The following is a 15960-nucleotide window of genomic DNA, read 5'->3' on the forward strand; positions in this document are numbered from 1 at the left end:
CTACACCGGTGGAGTGGTTGCCGCGGTCGACGAGAGGAATGGACAATGAGGCGGCTCTCGACGTGCATGGCTTTCTGGCTTGCGCTCGCCGGCACGGCTCCCGCTGCCGACCACCGAACAGGCCGCGACAAGGTGTTGGCCGATGCCGAGTCCCGGTTGAAATCCATCTACGAGAAACGGGACTTCGCACCGACCACCTTTCCGGGCAAATGGCTCGCGGACAGTTCCGGCTACTGGGTGCTGGAGCCATCCAAACCGGGCGCCGAACCTGAAGTCGTCAAGTACGACGCGACGAACGGGAAGCGATCCGTACTCATCGGTGCGGATCAACTTGTCGTGCCCGGCTCGAAGCAGAGGCTGTTCGTTCAGCGGTGCTTCCAGACGCCCGTCGAACACACGTTCTGCCTGGAAGCGCGAACCGGCAACTGGCTGTTCGACTCGAAGTCGGGCGATCTCCAAAAACTGCCCGCCGAGGTGCCGGCCGGCCTGTCCGCGGGGGCGTTTTCTCCTCGAGTCGATCGCATCGTCGTCCGGCGGGGCCGGAATCTCGCCGTGGTCGATGCCGCGACGGGGCGCGTCACGCCGCTGACCTCAGACGACGACCGGGGCCAACTAGACAACTACGCCCCGACTTGGAGCCCCGACGGCCGTCGGGTTGCGTACGTCCAGTCGGACTCCACGAAGGTTCGTACCCGACCGGTGCTCCGGCCGACGGACCCGACGTATCCCGAAGTGGCGCACGTCCCGTTCGCCCGTGTCGGCACACCCATTCCGACGCTTCGCGTGGGCGTCGTGGATCACCAGGGCGGGACCACGCGGTGGGTGAAACTGCCTGCCGATCCGGGCACGTGTTACATCAACGACATCAGTTGGGCCGGGAACTCGACGGAACTCCTAATCGAGTTACTCAGCCGATCCCGCGACAACCGCAAGTTCCTGCTCGCCAACGTCGAGTCCGGAGAGGTCGCGACGGCGTACGAGGAAACCGACCCCGCCTGGGTCGACGCGAGCTATTCCGCCAACGCGGGGCTCGAGTGGATTCGCGACGGCAAGGAGTTTGTCCTGCTCAGCGAGCGCGACGGCTGGCGGCAGGCCTACGTGCTTTCGCGAGACGGCAAACAACGGACGCTTCTGACGAAAGACAAGTCCGACATCATCGCCCGCGGCCCGGTCGACGAGCAAGGCGGCTGGTTCTACTACCTCGCATCGCCGAAGAACGCGACCCAACGCTACCTGTACCGCATCCGGCTCGACGGGAAGAGCGATCCCGAGCGGGTGACGCCCGCGGATCAGCCCGGAACCCACAGCTACGACTTCTCGCCGGATCGGAAGTGGGCGTTTCACACCTATTCCACGTTCGACAAGCCGCCGGTCGTCGACCTGGTGCGGCTCTCCGGCCATCACTCGGAACGGGTCCTGGAGGCGAACGAAGAGGTTCGCAGTCGAGCGACCCCGCTGATCACTCGGCCGACCGAGTTCTTGAAACTCGACATCGGGAACGGTGCGGTGATGGACGCCTGGATGATCAAGCCGCGCGACTTCGACGAGACGAGGAAGTACCCGGTCTTCGTGTTCGTGTACGGCGAGCCGCACGGCCAGACGGTCCTCGACGACTGGGCCGGCGGCCAGAACCATTCGATGTTCCACCGCATGATCGCGGACCTCGGGTACCTGGTCGTCTCAATGGACGGTCGCGGCACGCCGGCGCCGAAGGGGGCCGCCTGGCGTCGTGCCGTGTACGGCAGCCTCGGCCCGCTCTCCACCGAGGAGCAGGCGGCGGGGGTGAAGGCGTTGGGCCGCACGCGGTCGTACGTCGATCTGTCGCGGGTGGGCATCTGGGGGTGGAGCGGCGGCGGCTCGAACACCTTGAACGCGATGTTCCGCAAGCCGGACGTCTACCACGTCGGCATCGCGGTGGCACCCAAGCCGCGCCCGGAACTGTACAACGCGTGGTTCCAGGAGATCTTCATGCGGACCCCCGACGTGAACCCGGACGGCTACCGCAAGGCCGCGGCCATCAACTTCGCCGAAGGTTTGAAGGGGGACCTGCTGATCGTGCACGGCACCGGCGAAACCAACACCCACCTTCAGATCACCGAAAGTCTCGTGGACCGACTGATCGAGTTGGGCAAGCGCTTCGACTACATGGCCTACCCCAACCGCGACCACGGCTTGCGCGAGGGGAAGGGCACCGCGGTCCACCTCCGGATGCTGATGACGCGATACTTGATCGACCATCTTCCCCCGGGTCCGCGGTGACGGCGAAGCCGCCGGACGTGGCGAAAGCGGGCGGCTGGCGCCGTTTCCTCCAAGACGTGACACCTCCCTCCCCGGAGTCGCCACAGGAATCGCCGCTGCGCAGTGCCCGCGCTGGTGTTCGGGCTCGCGCCCCTCGCAGCCGCCGCGTTTGTGTCTCGGCAGCGCACCGCGCCGCACAACAGATCGAGAGGAAAGTGTGACCGAGTACGGGGGCGCTCGACCGAAGGATTCCCTGAACGCGAAGATCGTGGTTGACGGAGCGAACGTGCAGGTAGAGACTGTTTTCACGCTGACCCAACTTCCCCATTTCCGACCGCCGGGGAACGATTCGCGCCCGGAGACCATCATGCTGCCCCGAGCGATGCTGTTCGTAGCCAGCGCCGTGATGCTGTCCGTGCTCGGTTCGAGACCGGTCGAAGCGGCCGAGCCACCCAAGCAAAAGCTCCAGATCTACATCATGGCCGGCCAGTCGAACATGGTCGGGCACGCCAATTACATCACCCTTCCGGCCCTGCTCACTGCGGAGGAACCCGGGGTCAAGCAACTGGCGAAGTTGATCTTCAAAGACGGTGCGATCGCGCCCGCGGATGCCCGGGACATGCTCGAAATCCGCGTCAAACGCGACGCACTGGACGGCGACTTGCGTGCCAAGAAGATCACGGGTGACGACAAGGTCGCGGGGGCACAAGTCGAGTTGAAGGACCTCCAGGCGAAGGTCGATGCCCGGGCCAAGAAGATCAAGGACGCGTTCGTCGTCTCTAAACGGGTTTACATCACGTCCATTGCCGACGGGCACAAACGGTCGGGGCCGCTGACCATGGGGTACGGTGCCAACCCCGAGAAAATCGGCCCGGAACTCGGGTTCGGGCTCTCGCTCGAGCAGAAGACCGACGCCCCGATCCTGCTGATCAAAGCCTCGTGGGGCGGCAAATCTCTTCACTACGACTTCCGTCCCCCGTCCGCCGGCCCGTATGAGCTGAGCAAGGCGCAAGCCAACGGCAAAGACGCACAGAAGATCAAGGACAACGCCGGCCTCAACTACCGGATGATGAACGAGGCCGTGCGGGACGTGCTCAAGGACCTGAAGACGCACCACCCCGAGTACGACGCCGCGGCCGGTTACGAGATCGCCGGGTTCGTCTGGTTCCAGGGCTTCAACGACCAGTTCGATCCGGCGTTCCACGGCAACTACAAGACCAACATGATCGCTTTCGTGAAGGACGTGCGGAGCGAGTACCAGGTTCCGACCTTGCCGTTCGTCATCGGCGTGCTGGGGACCAGCGCGACCAAAGAAGCCGTGGACAAGAACCCGGTGTCCCTCGGCCAGCGGGCCGCCGCCGCGGCACCCGAGTTCAAGGATAACGTCGCGAGCGTCGAGAGCTACCCGTTCTTCGCCCTGGACGCGCTCAAAATGTGGACCGACGGGACGTGGAGTAAGCAGCCGGTCGAGTTCTCCCAGATCGGCAGCGACCGCCCCTACCACTACATGGGCAGCGGCAAGTTCTTCGTACGCCTGGGTGACGCGCTGGCGACCGCCATGGTCGATTTGCGAAACAAACAGAAGCGGTAGCCGGCCGACCCACCGACAGCCGTGTTGCCGAGAATCATACCCCTTCAGCGGCGGACTTCGATGAACATGGCCTCGCGTCCCGTCGCCCGTCGCGACTTTTTCACACTCGGGGGCCTATCCCTCGGGGTTCTGTGCCCGCTGGGGCTGTCGTTGCCACGAGTCCTGGCGAACGAGTCGAGGAGTCGCGGCAAGAAGCAGATCAACGTCATCTTCCTGTTCCTGCAAGGCGGGGCCAGTCACGTCGACATGTTCGACATGAAGCCGGACGCGCCAGACGACATCCGCGGGAAGTACTCCCCCGCGGCGACCAACCTGACCGGGTTGCAACTGAGCGATCAGTTGCCGGGGCTCCGCGCCTGCGCCGACAAGTTCTCCCTGATCCGCTCGATGTACACCACCAAGCCCGTCGACCACGGCGAAGGCGACGTCCACCTCATGTGCGGCAGCCCGGTCGACAAAAACCTTCAGGCCCCCGGCATCGGCGCGGTTCTCAGCCTGCAGCAGAAGCTGGACTCCCGCTTCCTCCCGTTCGTGCACATGGGGAACATGAAGCACCCCTCCCACACCGCCCCCGGGTTCGGCGGGTTCCTCGGCCACCAATACGACCCGTACGTGCTCACCCAGGATCCGAATTCGCCGACCTTCGCGGTGCGGGAATTCGAGCCGGTCCCGGAGGTCGATCCGAGCCGACTCGCCGGCCGCCGGACGCTGCTCCGCACACTGGACCGCTACCAGGCCGAGCGAGACAGTGCGCCCGAGTCCGCTCGCGCGCGGGACACGTTTACCGAACACGCCTTTCAACTGGCGACCTCGCAGAAGGCCAAGGAGGCGTTCGACCTGTCGCGCGAGTCGGCGCGGGTCCGCGACACGTACGGGCGCAACCGAGTCGGGCAGGGCATGCTCCTGGCCCGCCGGTTGGTCGAGGCGGGGGTGCGGTTCGTGACCATTCAGGGGTACGTGGACACCGGGATCTACGCCTGGGACCACCACTGGGGGATCTTCGGACACCTCGACAAGCAGCTACCGATTTACGACCGGTGCTATTCCGCCCTGCTGAACGACCTTTCCGACCGCGGGCTGCTCGACACCACGCTCGTCATCACGGCGGGTGAGTTCGGGCGCACCCCGAAGCTGAACAAGGACAACAAGGGGCCCGGGCGCGACCACTGGTCGAATTGCTTCAGCCTCACGATGGGCGGGGGCGGAGTGAAGACGGGCGTCGTGGTCGGTGCCAGCGATCGCTTCGGCGCCGTGCCCACAGAACGGCCCGTGTCCGTCGCCGACTTCGTCGCCACGGTCTACCACGCCTTGGGGCTCGACCCGCACGCGGAATTCGTGGCGCAAGGGCGGCCGATGAAAATGCTGCCGCACGGCTCCCCGGTTCAAGAACTGTTCTAAATCGCTCCCGCCAAGGGCGGAGTTCGCTGCGTTTTCCGGGTGCTTTTTGGCGGACACCTGGGACTGGACTCGGAAGTTGGTGCGGGTTTCGAACCAGTCGAACATCAGGTCGAGGAGCTCGCCCATGGTCTGGCATCGGTGGTTCCGGGTGACGGCCTCGTGCACCCTCCCCCGATCCAACCGGAGGCGAATCGAGATGACCTTGAGCCGACCCATGTCCCGTGTCGCGGTCGTGATTTTCGGCGTCACCCTCGTCGCCGCCGCGGGCACTCACGGGTTCGGAGGGGATGCCCGACCGGCCGTCCGACAAGCGGACACCCCACGTCCGCCGACTCCCGTCGGGCGGCCGTCGCTCGAAAGCCCGCACGCGGCGCCCGTCGCACTTCGTGGCGAACTCGTGTTCGTGGCCAACACGCCGAGTGGCACCCTCGACGTGATCGACCGCACGGCACGCAAGATCGTGGCGCGTGTGAATGTCGGCGTCGATCCCGTCGGCGTCGCCGTGCGGCCGGACGGCAAGGAAGTGTGGGTGGCGAACCACGTCTCGGATTCGGTGAGTGTGATCGACATCGACCCTGGCAGCCCGACGTACCTCCAGATCGTAGCCACGGTCCAGGAGTTCGACCCGAAGACCCGGGGGACCCGGTTCGACGAGCCGGTGGGAATCGCGTTCGCCAGCAACGACAAGGCGTACGTCGCCCTGTCCGCCGAGAACCAGATTGCCGTGATCGACGTGGCGGCGCGCACGGTCACGAAGCGGTTGACGATCCCGGCGCAGGACCCGCGGGCGATCGCGGTCCGCGGCGACCGGCTCTACGTGATTCCGTTCGAGTCCAACAACCAGACGCAGCTGTCCGGCGGCGCCGGCGACAAGATCGACGGCAACCTGGTCACGTTCGACGCGTACAAGCACTCCATCCAGAACAACAACGTCCTGTCGCTCGGCCACGTCGTGGACATCGTCTAGCACCCCCGGGTGCCCGACCGCGACCTGTTCGTGTTCGACACCCGGACCGACGCGCCCGTCGCCACCATCGACACGCTCGGCACCTTGCTCCATGGCCTCGCCGTGGATTCGAAGGGGCGCGTCTACATCGCCCAGACCGACGCCCGTAACGACGTGAACGGCCGAGCCGGGACGAAGAAGCACGGGCTCAAGGAGATGGAGAACCGGGCATTTCTGAACCGGATCTCGAGTGTCGGGTTCGAGGACGATCGCGCGACCGCGCCGCGGTTCCTCGACCTCGAACCGCTCCCACCGAACCACCCCGCGGCGGGCATGGCGCTGGCGACCCCGTTCGCGGTCCAGGTGAGCGACGACGATTCGACGCTGGTCGCCACCGCGGCCGCCTCGGACAAGGTCTTCACGGTTGACACCGCCACGGGGGCGGTCCTCGGCCGCGTCGGTGTCGGCGCCGGGCCGCGCGGGATCGCGCTCGAATCGCGGTCCGGGAAGGCGGCCGAGGCGTGGGTGCTGAACGCCCTCGCCAACACGGTCTCGGTGGTCGATGTGGCCGACGCGAAGAACCCGAAGGTGGTGGCCACGATCGCCCTGGAAGACCCCACGCACCCGGTTTTTAAGCGTGGGCGAATCGCCTTCAACACGGCGGCCGCGTCCACCACCGGCACGTTCTCGTGCGCGAGCTGCCACCCGGACGGCCACACCGACCAGTTGCTCTGGGTCCTGGTCACGCCGGTCGTGACCGGCGGCAACCAGATCATGCCCCGCTCGACGATGCCGGTCCGCGGCCTGCCTGACACGGCCCCGTTCCACTGGGACGGCATCCCGGGCGACCCGTACTGAGGGATCAACAGCGCGAGCGTTCACAAGGTGGTCCCGCCCAACAGCCGCGCCGAGACGCCCTCGAGCAGCCCCCGCCACCTGATCGACGGCGGCCTCGCCTCGACCATGCGCCGGGTCGGTGACACGGCGGTCAACGACGAGAACAAACCCGGCGCGCTGTCCGCGACGGAGCGGGACGACATGGCCCAGTACCTGCTCGGCGTACCGTACCCCCCGGCGCAGCGGCGGGCGTACACCAACGTCGTCTCGGACCGGGCGAAGACGGTCTTCAAGCAGTTCCACGTCGACGGCGACCTGGAACCGAAACAGCCAACGCCGAACGTTTGCGGGAACTGTCACCGGATGCCGTTCCTGTGTACGGTGGACCCCATTGTCTAGACCTTAAACAAGCGAGACCTGGGCCGTCTGTTGCGGAGTCGATCGCGCTTCGATGAAGCGACACCCTCACCGTGCGGAGCCCTCTTGGTTCCGCCTCGCCACGCGATTCTCACGTCATCCGCCCGCTTCTCCTTCCTGCGTGTCGCTCTCGGCGTGCGCACGGATCGGGACATCCGGATCCCGACTTCGATGACGAACCTTCACTGACGCAGCCGTGTCACCAGGCGGAAGAACGTCATCAGGTACGGGTTCCAGCCCAGCAGTCGCAACACCACGCGACGGCTGGTCTGGAGCACCTGACACGGGATCGTCACGAAGGCGTTCACGAACGTCCTGAACTCCATCCGCAGCACGCGCATCTTCTCCGCCCGGTGGTGCTCCTGCCACCGGCCCGGCGACTCCGGCAGCAGCAACGCCCACCACGCCTTCAACGTCCACGCCAGGGCCGTCATCACCATCCACGCCCCGTTGCTGACCAGGGCGTCCACCGGCGCGGCGAGGGCGTGCGTGCCGCCGTGCAACTGGGCCAGCAGGTTCTCCTGGTCGCACCGGGCGTTGGCCTCGAACACCACCTCCGCGGCGGTGAGGTCCCGGTCGTTGGTGAGGTAGAAGAAGTACCGCACCTCGGGGAACAGCACCTGCTCCCCCTTCTCACGCGAGATGTGCTTGCGGACCACGACCATGCGGAAGGTGTTGGCACACGCGGTCGGCTGGTAGTCGAACTCGGCGACCTCCTCGGACTTGAGCCGTAAGACCTCGAAGCCACGCTCGCGGACGATGCGATCCTTCACGGCCTCGGGCCGTGTGCGGGGCCGCGTCTTCACGTCGTAGCACGGCGGGCGACGCAACGGCTTCCACTGGGAAGCCGGCACGTCCTCGGCTTCCGCACGGAGGTTGGGCCGGGCGTCGTAGCCGAAGACGAAGCGGACCCACGGGAGGGCGTGCCAGCGGTCGAGGTGCTCGGTCTGCGAGAAGTCGGTGTCGCCGCGGAGGACGATGCGGCGGAAGCCGGCCCGCAGGCAGAGCAGAATGGCTCGATCGACCTGGCCGGCGGCCCCCTCGTGCGAGGGCCGGTTGCCGGGCCGGTTCACCAGCCGCAGCACCTCGCCGGTCTCGGCCAGGGTCACGACGAGGGGGTGGTAGCCCCACGTGCCGTCGTAGGCGATGTCCATGCCGGCCTTGCAGGCCCCGGTGGTCGCGACGAGCGTGCCGTCCATGTCGAGCGTGGCCCGGTCGAAGAACGACGCGGGCTGCTCGGCCCAGACGTTCCGTCGGGCTACGTCGATGGCGTCCTGGAGCGTGTCGAGGTCCGCGGCCGTGAAGCGTCGGCAGAAGTCGCCGGCGGTGGTCGGGTCCGGGATGCGTCGCGCCCCGAGGGCGTCGAGGAAGGCGTCGTCGTTGCGCCGCAGGTCGATGTCCTGGAGGCAGGTCCCGTGGCACAGCGCGTTGTAGGCGATGTTGAGGACGTGGTCGGACTCGTGGTAGGGGAGGTGCACCTTGAGCAGGTGCAGGCGGTCGTCGATGGCCCGGGGTAGCCCGACCTCCCGGGCGAGGGTGTGGATGAGCCCGATGCCGCCGTGGGCGATGGCCCGGTCGCGGCGCGACACGTCGTAGTCGAGGGGGCGAGCCGAGAGCACGGGGCGGTGGGTGGCGGTGTCGCGTGTCGTGTCGAGTCGGCGCTCGATCCGGGACTTGCGGGAGCGGAACCACGAGCGGAAGATGGGCTTCACTTGAACTCCTCGGTGGATTCCGGGCGAAGGGGAAGCAGCTACTCCCACAAACCCTGGAAACGGCCGAGGATTTCAAGCATTTTGAGAAGCAGACCAATCAACGCGGCTGAGATCACGCTTCGTTAAGGTCTAGACCAAAATCGGACGCATCGAGAAGTGGATGCGCCCCTGGGCTGTCGCCCGCGTTTCTTACCTCTCCTGGGGTCTTCGGCTCTCCTGCTGATGCACGTCAGCGGGGGTTCGGTATGCGAGCGACTGATGAATCCGCCGCTCGTTGTAGAACCCGAAGTACTCCCTCAGACCGCGTTCCAACTCCCGCACCGTCTCGGGGCGGCATGGATAAGCGTACTCGTACTTCACACTTCGCCACAACCATTCGACGAAGATGTTGTCCAGGCACCGGCCCTTCCCATCCATGCTCACCGACACGCCCGCATCCTCCAACCGGCTCGTCCAGGCGGTTGCCGTGAACTGCACCCCCTGGTCCGTGTTGAACACCGACGGCGTCCCTCGGGCCAACGCCTCCTCCAACATCTCCTGGCAGAACGACCCGTCCAGCGTGTTCGACAACTTCCACGACACCACGAACCGGCTGAACCAGTCGATCGTCGCCGCCAGGTACATGAAACCCGACGGCATCGGCACGTACGTGATGTCCGCGCTCCACACCTGATTCGGACGCTCGACCGCCAGGTTCCTCAGCAGGTACGGGTACACCTTGTGACACCGCGATGTCACCGTCGTCCGGGGCCGGCAATACAAGGCTTCCAGTCCCATCAGACGCATCAGCCGCTGCACCCGCTTGCGGTTCACCGGCGACTCCGGCGTGCTCAGCTCCACCGCCAACTTCCGCGACCCGTAGAACGGGCTCTCGGTATGCAGCCGGTCGATCTGCGTCATCAGCCGCACGTCCTCGGGGTCCGCCTGGGCCGGCTCGTAGTAAATGCTCGACCGGTTCAACTCCAGGAGTTCGCACTGCTGACGCACACTCAACTGCGGGTGGGCCGGCTCGACCTGAAGCCGCTTCCACTCAACCGAGGCCGGGAGATTTTTTTTCACGAAGGCCAGCTCCACCTGGAGCCGCCCGATCTGCTCGTACAGTTCGGCCACCTTGGGGTCGTCGGGCGGCGGTGTGTTCTTGCCCCGGGAGTCGAACACGGCCGCCGCTCCTTCGAGCAGTTGCTTCTTCCAGTGGGCCACGAGGTTGACGTGGATCTCGTAATGCGCCGCGACTTCGCTGATGGTGCGGTCGCCCTTGATGGCCGCCAGTGCGACCTGTGCTTTGAAGGCCGGGGTGTGCGTTCGGTTCGTCTTGCCCATCGCTCGGACCCTCCGATGGGACCACCTGATAGAAGCCTATCCGGTGGTCCAGTTTTCGGGGTCCACCATAGTGAGCACCAACACCCCCGGGACCGGGATGGACGCACCCACCTGGCGGGGGGCGTACGACCGGTGGCTGATCCTCCCGCAGGGGCGGTTGAACGTCATCGACTTCGACTTCTACCGGCGGGTCGCCGAACAAGGCACGCCCGAGCGGAGCGTGTGGCAGTTCTCCTGGCGCGGCCGCACACGGTTCGACCCGGTGTGGGACATGGTGCTGGAAGGGAGCACCGGGTTCTCCGGGGCATTCGCCCGCCAGGTGACCCTTAACATGCAGACGGCCGACGCCGACCTGACGACCGACCTGCTGGGTGCCCTCGAAGCGGCTTCGGCCGACGGCGCCGTCGTACTGGAAGGCGAAAGCGTGTTCCTCAAGAACCGGGCCGCAACTCCGGTGGCGATGCAGTTCGATGCCGGACACAAGGGGGGCAGCTACGTCACGAAAGGCGCCGCCCGCGGTGCCGTCAGCCGGAAGGGGTTGATCACACTCGCGGCGGCGGGCGAGTTCGTAGGTACGTTCACCGCCCGTCACGGGGTGAAGGCGACCGTCGATCACCCCCCGCCGGCGATCTGGACCGAGGGGCCGATCGAGCGGCAGCGCGGGCGGCAGGTGTTCCCGATCCTGCACGCCGGGCAGAAGGGCATGACCGTCAGCGGCCAGCACTTCGGCGACGACGCGCACCTGTTCGTCGATGGCCGGCGCGCGTCCGGCTCCGTGCGGCGGGGGGCAGGCGAAACGGTCGTCATCACCCTCTCGTCGCTACCGCCCGTGGGGATGCACCTCCTGCAGGTGCAGGTGCCGGACGGGATGTGCAGTAACGATTTCATCTTCCACGTCACGACGGACGCGACCTCCGCGGCGGGGTTGAAACGCGAGTTGGATCAGGCCCACGTTCCCCCGTCACAGGATCCTCTGGCCGCGTTGGTCCGTAAGGGCGATCTGGCCGGGGTGAAGTCGCTCCTCCCCACCAAGGCCGCAGTCACCGCGCGGCGTGCCGATGGGTCTACGCCGCTGATCACTGCCGCGCTACACGGCAAACTGGAGATCGCCCGATACCTGATCGACGCCGGGGCGGACGTGTCCGGCACGAACGGTGACGGCAACACGCCGCTCCACGTCGCGGCGTTCCTGTGTCGCGCCGAGGTGGTCCGCCTCCTCCTGGACAAGGGCGCGAGCGTCGCGGCCATGAACGGCCGAGGGGAAACAGCGCTCGACGTGGTTTCATCGGCCTGGAACCAAGACCTGTCGAACTTCTACACCGGTATCGATGCCGCTGTCGGTCTCAACCTGGACCTCAAACTGATCGAACCGCAGCGGCCACAGATGGCCCGGTTGATCCGCGAGCACGCCAGGAAGTAGAGAATCGGCGGTCGGGTTCGACTCGGCCGTCGCGTGCGACGGCGTTGCCGGAAAAGTACCACGGGCAAGGGTTCTGGAATCGGGTATCATGTACCATCGATCCGAATCCAGCCCCGGAAGACGGTCGTCGGGGACCAAGCCGCTCATGCGCACGCCGCTCGCCCTCGCGACCGTGTTCCTGTTTTTCACACCCCCGACCACCCGCGCCGACGGGCCGGAGGAGGATCAGGCCGCGTTCTTCGAGTCGAAAGTCCGCCCAGTCCTGTCCGACCGGTGCTACTCGTGTCACAGCCAGGCCGCCAAGAAGGCGAAGGGCGGCCTGACACTCGACTCACGCGAATCGATCCTCAAGGGGGGGGACAGCGGGCCGGCACTGGTCCCCGGAAAGACGGCGACGAGCCTGCTGTTAAAGGCCGTCCGCTACGACGGCCTGGAGATGCCCCCGACCGGGAAACTGCCCGCGGACGAGATCGCCATCCTGACGAGGTGGGTCGAGGCCGGCGCGTACTGGCCGGCGACCGCCGCCCGCCCGGTCGTGCCCCCCGAGGTCGGAGTTCTCACGCCGGAACGGCTCAGGCACTGGGCGTGGCAACCGGTCAAGGCGACCGACCCGCCCGCACCGGCGGGCGCCGGGGCCGGTCACCCGATCGACCGGTTCGTCCTCACCACGCTCGCCGCGAAGGGGCTGAAGCCGGCCCCGCCCGCCGACCGCCGGACCCTCGTCCGCCGCGCCACCCTCGACCTCCTCGGCCTGCCGCCGACGCCGGAGGAGGTCGAGGCCTTCGTAGCGGACGATTCCCCGGACGCCTACCCGAGGCTGATCGACCGCCTGCTGACGTCGCCGCACTACGGCGAGCGGTGGGGCCGGCACTGGCTCGACGTGGCCCGGTTCAGCGACGGCCACGGCAGCTTCCTCGACCCCGCCCCGCTCCCCGAGGCGTGGCGCTACCGCGACTGGGTCGTGAAGGCGCTCAACGACGACCTGCCGTACGACGCGTTCGTGAAACAGCAGATCGCCGGCGACCTGCTGCGCGACGCACCCGAGGCCGCCGCGGCCACCGGGTTCCTCGCCGTCGGTCCCACGTACCAGTCCGACGGCGGCGACCCGGAGAGCGTGGCGAAAGCGCGGGCCGAAACGCTGGACGACCGCGTGGATACGGTCACCCGCGGCTTCCTCGCCCTGACGGTCAGTTGCGCCCGGTGCCACGACCACATGTTCGACCCGGTCCCGCAGGCCGAGTACTACGCCCTCGCGGCGGTGTTCAACAACACAAGGTCGGCGGACCGCGTCCTCGCCCCGCGGGCCGAACAGAAGCGGGCGGCCGACCACAAAAAGTCGCTCGACGCGGCGACCGCGGCGCTCAAGACCGCCAAGGACTCCGACCCGGCCCGGCGCAAGGAACTGGAGGCGGACGTGGCCCGGCTGAAGGCCGCCACCCCGCCCGCGCTCCCGCGCGTCCACGCGGTCGAGGACGCGGGTGCGGCGGACATGCACCTGGCCATCCGCGGCGACCCGCGGAAGCCCGGGCCGCTCGTCCCGCGGCGGTTCCTGACAGCCCTCGCCGGGCCGAACCCGGCCGCGTGGACGACCGGGAGCGGGCGGCAGCAACTCGCCGAGGCGATCGCCAGCCCGACCAATCCGCTGACGGCGCGCGTCATGGTCAACCGCGTCTGGCAGCACCACTTCGGCCGGCCGCTCGTCGCCACCCCGAGCAACTTCGGGCTGCTCGGGGAGAAGCCGAGTCACCCCGAGTTGCTCGACTGGCTCGCCGCCCGGTTCGTTGCGGACGGGTGGTCGCTGAAGAAACTGCACCGCCTCGTCATGCTTTCCGACGCGTACCGGCGCAGCAGCCAGTTCGACGCGGCCGGTTTCCGAGTGGACGGCGACAACCGCTACCTCTGGCGGATGTCGCCGCGGCGGCTGGAGGTGGAGGCGTGGCGAGATAGCCTCCTGGCTGTCACGGGCGAACTGGATCGCACCGTCGGCGGTCCGGCCGTCCACGACATCCTGAGCAGCCCGCGCCGCACCCTGTACGCCGCCGTCAGCCGCAACGGAGACAAGCTGCCGGCGGACGAATTCCTCAGACTGTTCGATTTCCCGTCCGCCCGAGCCACCGTGTCGGAGCGGTCGTCGAGCACGGTGCCCCAGCAGGCTCTGTTCCTGCTGAACAGCCCGTTCATGGCCGCCCGTGGAAAGGCGCTCGCCGCCCGGCTGACGGGCGAGGCGCGGACGACCGACGCCCGCATCGACCGGGCTTACGCCCTCCTGTACGGGCGGCCGGTGACCGACGACGAGCGGGCGGCGGCGAAGGCCTTCCTCGCCGCCGGCAACGAGGCCGAGGCGTGGCCCCGATACGCCCAGGCGTTGCTGGGGTCGTACGAGTTCATGCAGTCCCGCTGACGAGGAGACCGGGAATGACGTTCCTCGCCCACGAGGCGGCCGTCCGCGCGGCCTTCGCCACCCCCTCGCGCCGCCAGTTCCTGAACCAACTCGGCGCGGGCTTCGGCACCCTCGGGCTGACGGCGGTCCTGGCCGACGCGGGTCGGCTCGCGGCGGCCGAGGCGCCCGCGCCGCTCTCGCCACTCTCCCCACTGGCACCTCGGCTGCCCCACTTCGCGCCGAGGGCGAAGCGGGTCATCCAGCTGTTCATGCCCGGCGGCCCGTCCCAGGTGGACACGTTCGACCACAAGCCGGCCCTGGCGGCGAACGCCGGCCAGCGGCCGACGCTGGTGGACCGCCGCTCGCTCCGCAACACCAAGGGCGGGCTCATGCCGTCCCCGTTCGGGTTCAAGCAGTACGGCGCGGCCGGGAAGTGGGTGAGCGACATCTTCCCGCGGGTGGCCGGGTGCGTGGACGACATCTGCTTCGTCCACTCGATGCACACGGACCTCCCGGAGCACGCCAGCGCGATCCTGATGATGAACCTCGGCCACCTCCAGCCGACCCGCCCGAGCCTGGGGGCGTGGCTGGTGTACGGGTTGGGGTCGGAGAACCGGAACCTCCCCGGGTTCGTGGCCATGTCGCCCCGCGCGCAGCCGCGGGGGACGCTGGCCAACTGGGGCAGCGCGTTCCTCCCCGGCGCGTACGCCGGCACCTACGTGAACGTCGCCCAGATGAAGCCGGACGCGGTGGTGGCCCACCTGCGCAACGCCTCGCTCCTGCCGGCCGCCCAGCTCCAACAGGCCGACCTGCTGGCCCGCCTGAACCGGCTCCACCTCGAGCGGTCGGAGCAGGACGCGCAGCTGGAAGCGAGTATCGAGTCGATGGAACTGGCGTTCCGCATGCAGACGGCGGTGCCCGAGGTGTTCGACACCGCCGGCGAGACGAAGGAGACCCTGGACCTGTACGGCCCGGGTGAGTTCGCAAAGAGCTGTCTGTTGGCCCGGCGGCTCGTCGAGCAGGGCGTCCGGGTGGTGCAGTTGTCCCACTCGATCGACGGGTACGACATCGCCTGGGACACCGGCCACGACGACATCGCCCGGGGCCACGCCGCACTGGCCCGGGCCTGCGACCAGGGGATCGCGGGACTGCTCGCCGACCTCAAGCGACGCGGCCTACTCGACGAGACGCTGGTCGTGTGGGGTGGCGAGTTCGGCCGGGCCCCGACGTCGGAGGGAGCAAAGGGCCGGGACCACGACCACTACGGATTCACCGTGTGGATGGCCGGCGGCGGGGTGAAGCCGGGGACGAGTTACGGTGCGACCGACGAGTTCGGCCTCTCCGCGGTCGAGAACCGGGTTCACGTCCACGACCTGCACGCCACGATCTTGCACCTCATGGGCCTCGACCACGAGCGGCTCACGTTCCGGTACAGCGGCCGGGACTACCGTCTTACCGACGTGGCCGGCAGCGTCATACGGGGTGTGTTGAAGTAGCCGGCCCCGTCCTCGATCCTGACCACGGCAGCCGCAAAGTCTGATTCACGATTCGGGTGATGGTGTCTATTCTGTCCTTGGCAGGATTCCCGACCCCGCCGAGTACTTGGTGAGTCGCACGGAATTCGGGCTCTCCCGGAATGCCGTTAAGATTCGCCGCAACGCCACGCCTATCCTGACTTTCGGTTCTTGCCCAGCAGGTCGG

Annotated in this window: 11 protein-coding genes; 9 read left to right on the forward strand and 2 right to left on the reverse strand. The window is 67.5% G+C overall.

The annotated features are described in order from the left end of the window. Positions 1 to 45 precede the first annotated feature (45 nt). The 6 genes from ETAA1_RS08475 (at position 46) to ETAA1_RS31700 (ending at position 7409) form a co-directional block, all read left to right on the forward strand. Positions 46 to 2259: a S9 family peptidase gene (locus ETAA1_RS08475; protein ID WP_202920759.1), complete on the forward strand. Its 2214-nt coding sequence runs from the start codon at positions 46 to 48 to the stop codon at positions 2257 to 2259. Positions 2260 to 2605: 346 nt separating this feature from the next. After that, entirely contained in the window at positions 2606 to 3829 is a 1224-nt protein-coding gene (locus tag ETAA1_RS08480) for a sialate O-acetylesterase (RefSeq protein WP_145236311.1), read from the forward strand. Positions 3830 to 3979: 150 nt separating this feature from the next. Further along, positions 3980 to 5227: a DUF1501 domain-containing protein gene (locus ETAA1_RS08485; protein ID WP_202920760.1), complete on the forward strand. Its 1248-nt coding sequence runs from the start codon at positions 3980 to 3982 to the stop codon at positions 5225 to 5227. A 214-nt stretch (positions 5228 to 5441) separates the two neighbouring features. Next, entirely contained in the window at positions 5442 to 6194 is a 753-nt protein-coding gene (locus ETAA1_RS31690) for a YncE family protein (protein ID WP_202920761.1), read from the forward strand. Positions 6195 to 6203: 9 nt separating this feature from the next. Beyond that, entirely contained in the window at positions 6204 to 7031 is an 828-nt protein-coding gene (locus ETAA1_RS31695; protein ID WP_202920762.1) for a YncE family protein, read from the forward strand. A gap of 27 nt (positions 7032 to 7058) precedes the next feature. After that, a complete protein-coding gene (locus ETAA1_RS31700) occupies positions 7059 to 7409 on the forward strand; it encodes a hypothetical protein (RefSeq protein WP_202920763.1) in 351 nt (116 codons plus the stop codon). A 200-nt stretch (positions 7410 to 7609) separates the two neighbouring features. Here ETAA1_RS31700 and ETAA1_RS08495 read toward each other — a convergent pair whose 3' ends face one another. Continuing rightward, entirely contained in the window at positions 7610 to 9139 is a 1530-nt protein-coding gene (locus ETAA1_RS08495) for an IS1380 family transposase (protein WP_202920205.1), read from the reverse strand. A 189-nt stretch (positions 9140 to 9328) separates the two neighbouring features. Next, complete coding sequence (locus tag ETAA1_RS08500; protein WP_145236316.1) at positions 9329 to 10459, reverse strand: IS3 family transposase; 1131 nt, start codon at positions 10457 to 10459, stop codon at positions 9329 to 9331. A gap of 97 nt (positions 10460 to 10556) precedes the next feature. On the opposite strand from ETAA1_RS08500, the gene ETAA1_RS08505 reads away from it, so the two are divergent. From ETAA1_RS08505 to ETAA1_RS08515, 3 genes are all read left to right on the forward strand, one after another. Continuing rightward, complete coding sequence (locus ETAA1_RS08505) at positions 10557 to 11879, forward strand: ankyrin repeat domain-containing protein (protein WP_145236318.1); 1323 nt, start codon at positions 10557 to 10559, stop codon at positions 11877 to 11879. Between the two features lie 145 nt (positions 11880 to 12024). Next, on the forward strand, positions 12025 to 14280 hold the full coding sequence (locus tag ETAA1_RS08510) for a PSD1 and planctomycete cytochrome C domain-containing protein (RefSeq protein ID WP_202920764.1): 2256 nt from the start codon (positions 12025 to 12027) through the stop codon (positions 14278 to 14280). A gap of 14 nt (positions 14281 to 14294) precedes the next feature. Then, positions 14295 to 15755, forward strand: a complete 1461-nt coding sequence (locus tag ETAA1_RS08515; protein ID WP_145236323.1) for a DUF1501 domain-containing protein — start codon at positions 14295 to 14297, stop codon at positions 15753 to 15755. Positions 15756 to 15960: the final 205 nt, after the last annotated feature.

It is taken from the genome of Urbifossiella limnaea (assembly GCF_007747215.1).
Classification (GTDB): Bacteria; Planctomycetota; Planctomycetia; order Gemmatales; family Gemmataceae; genus Urbifossiella; species Urbifossiella limnaea.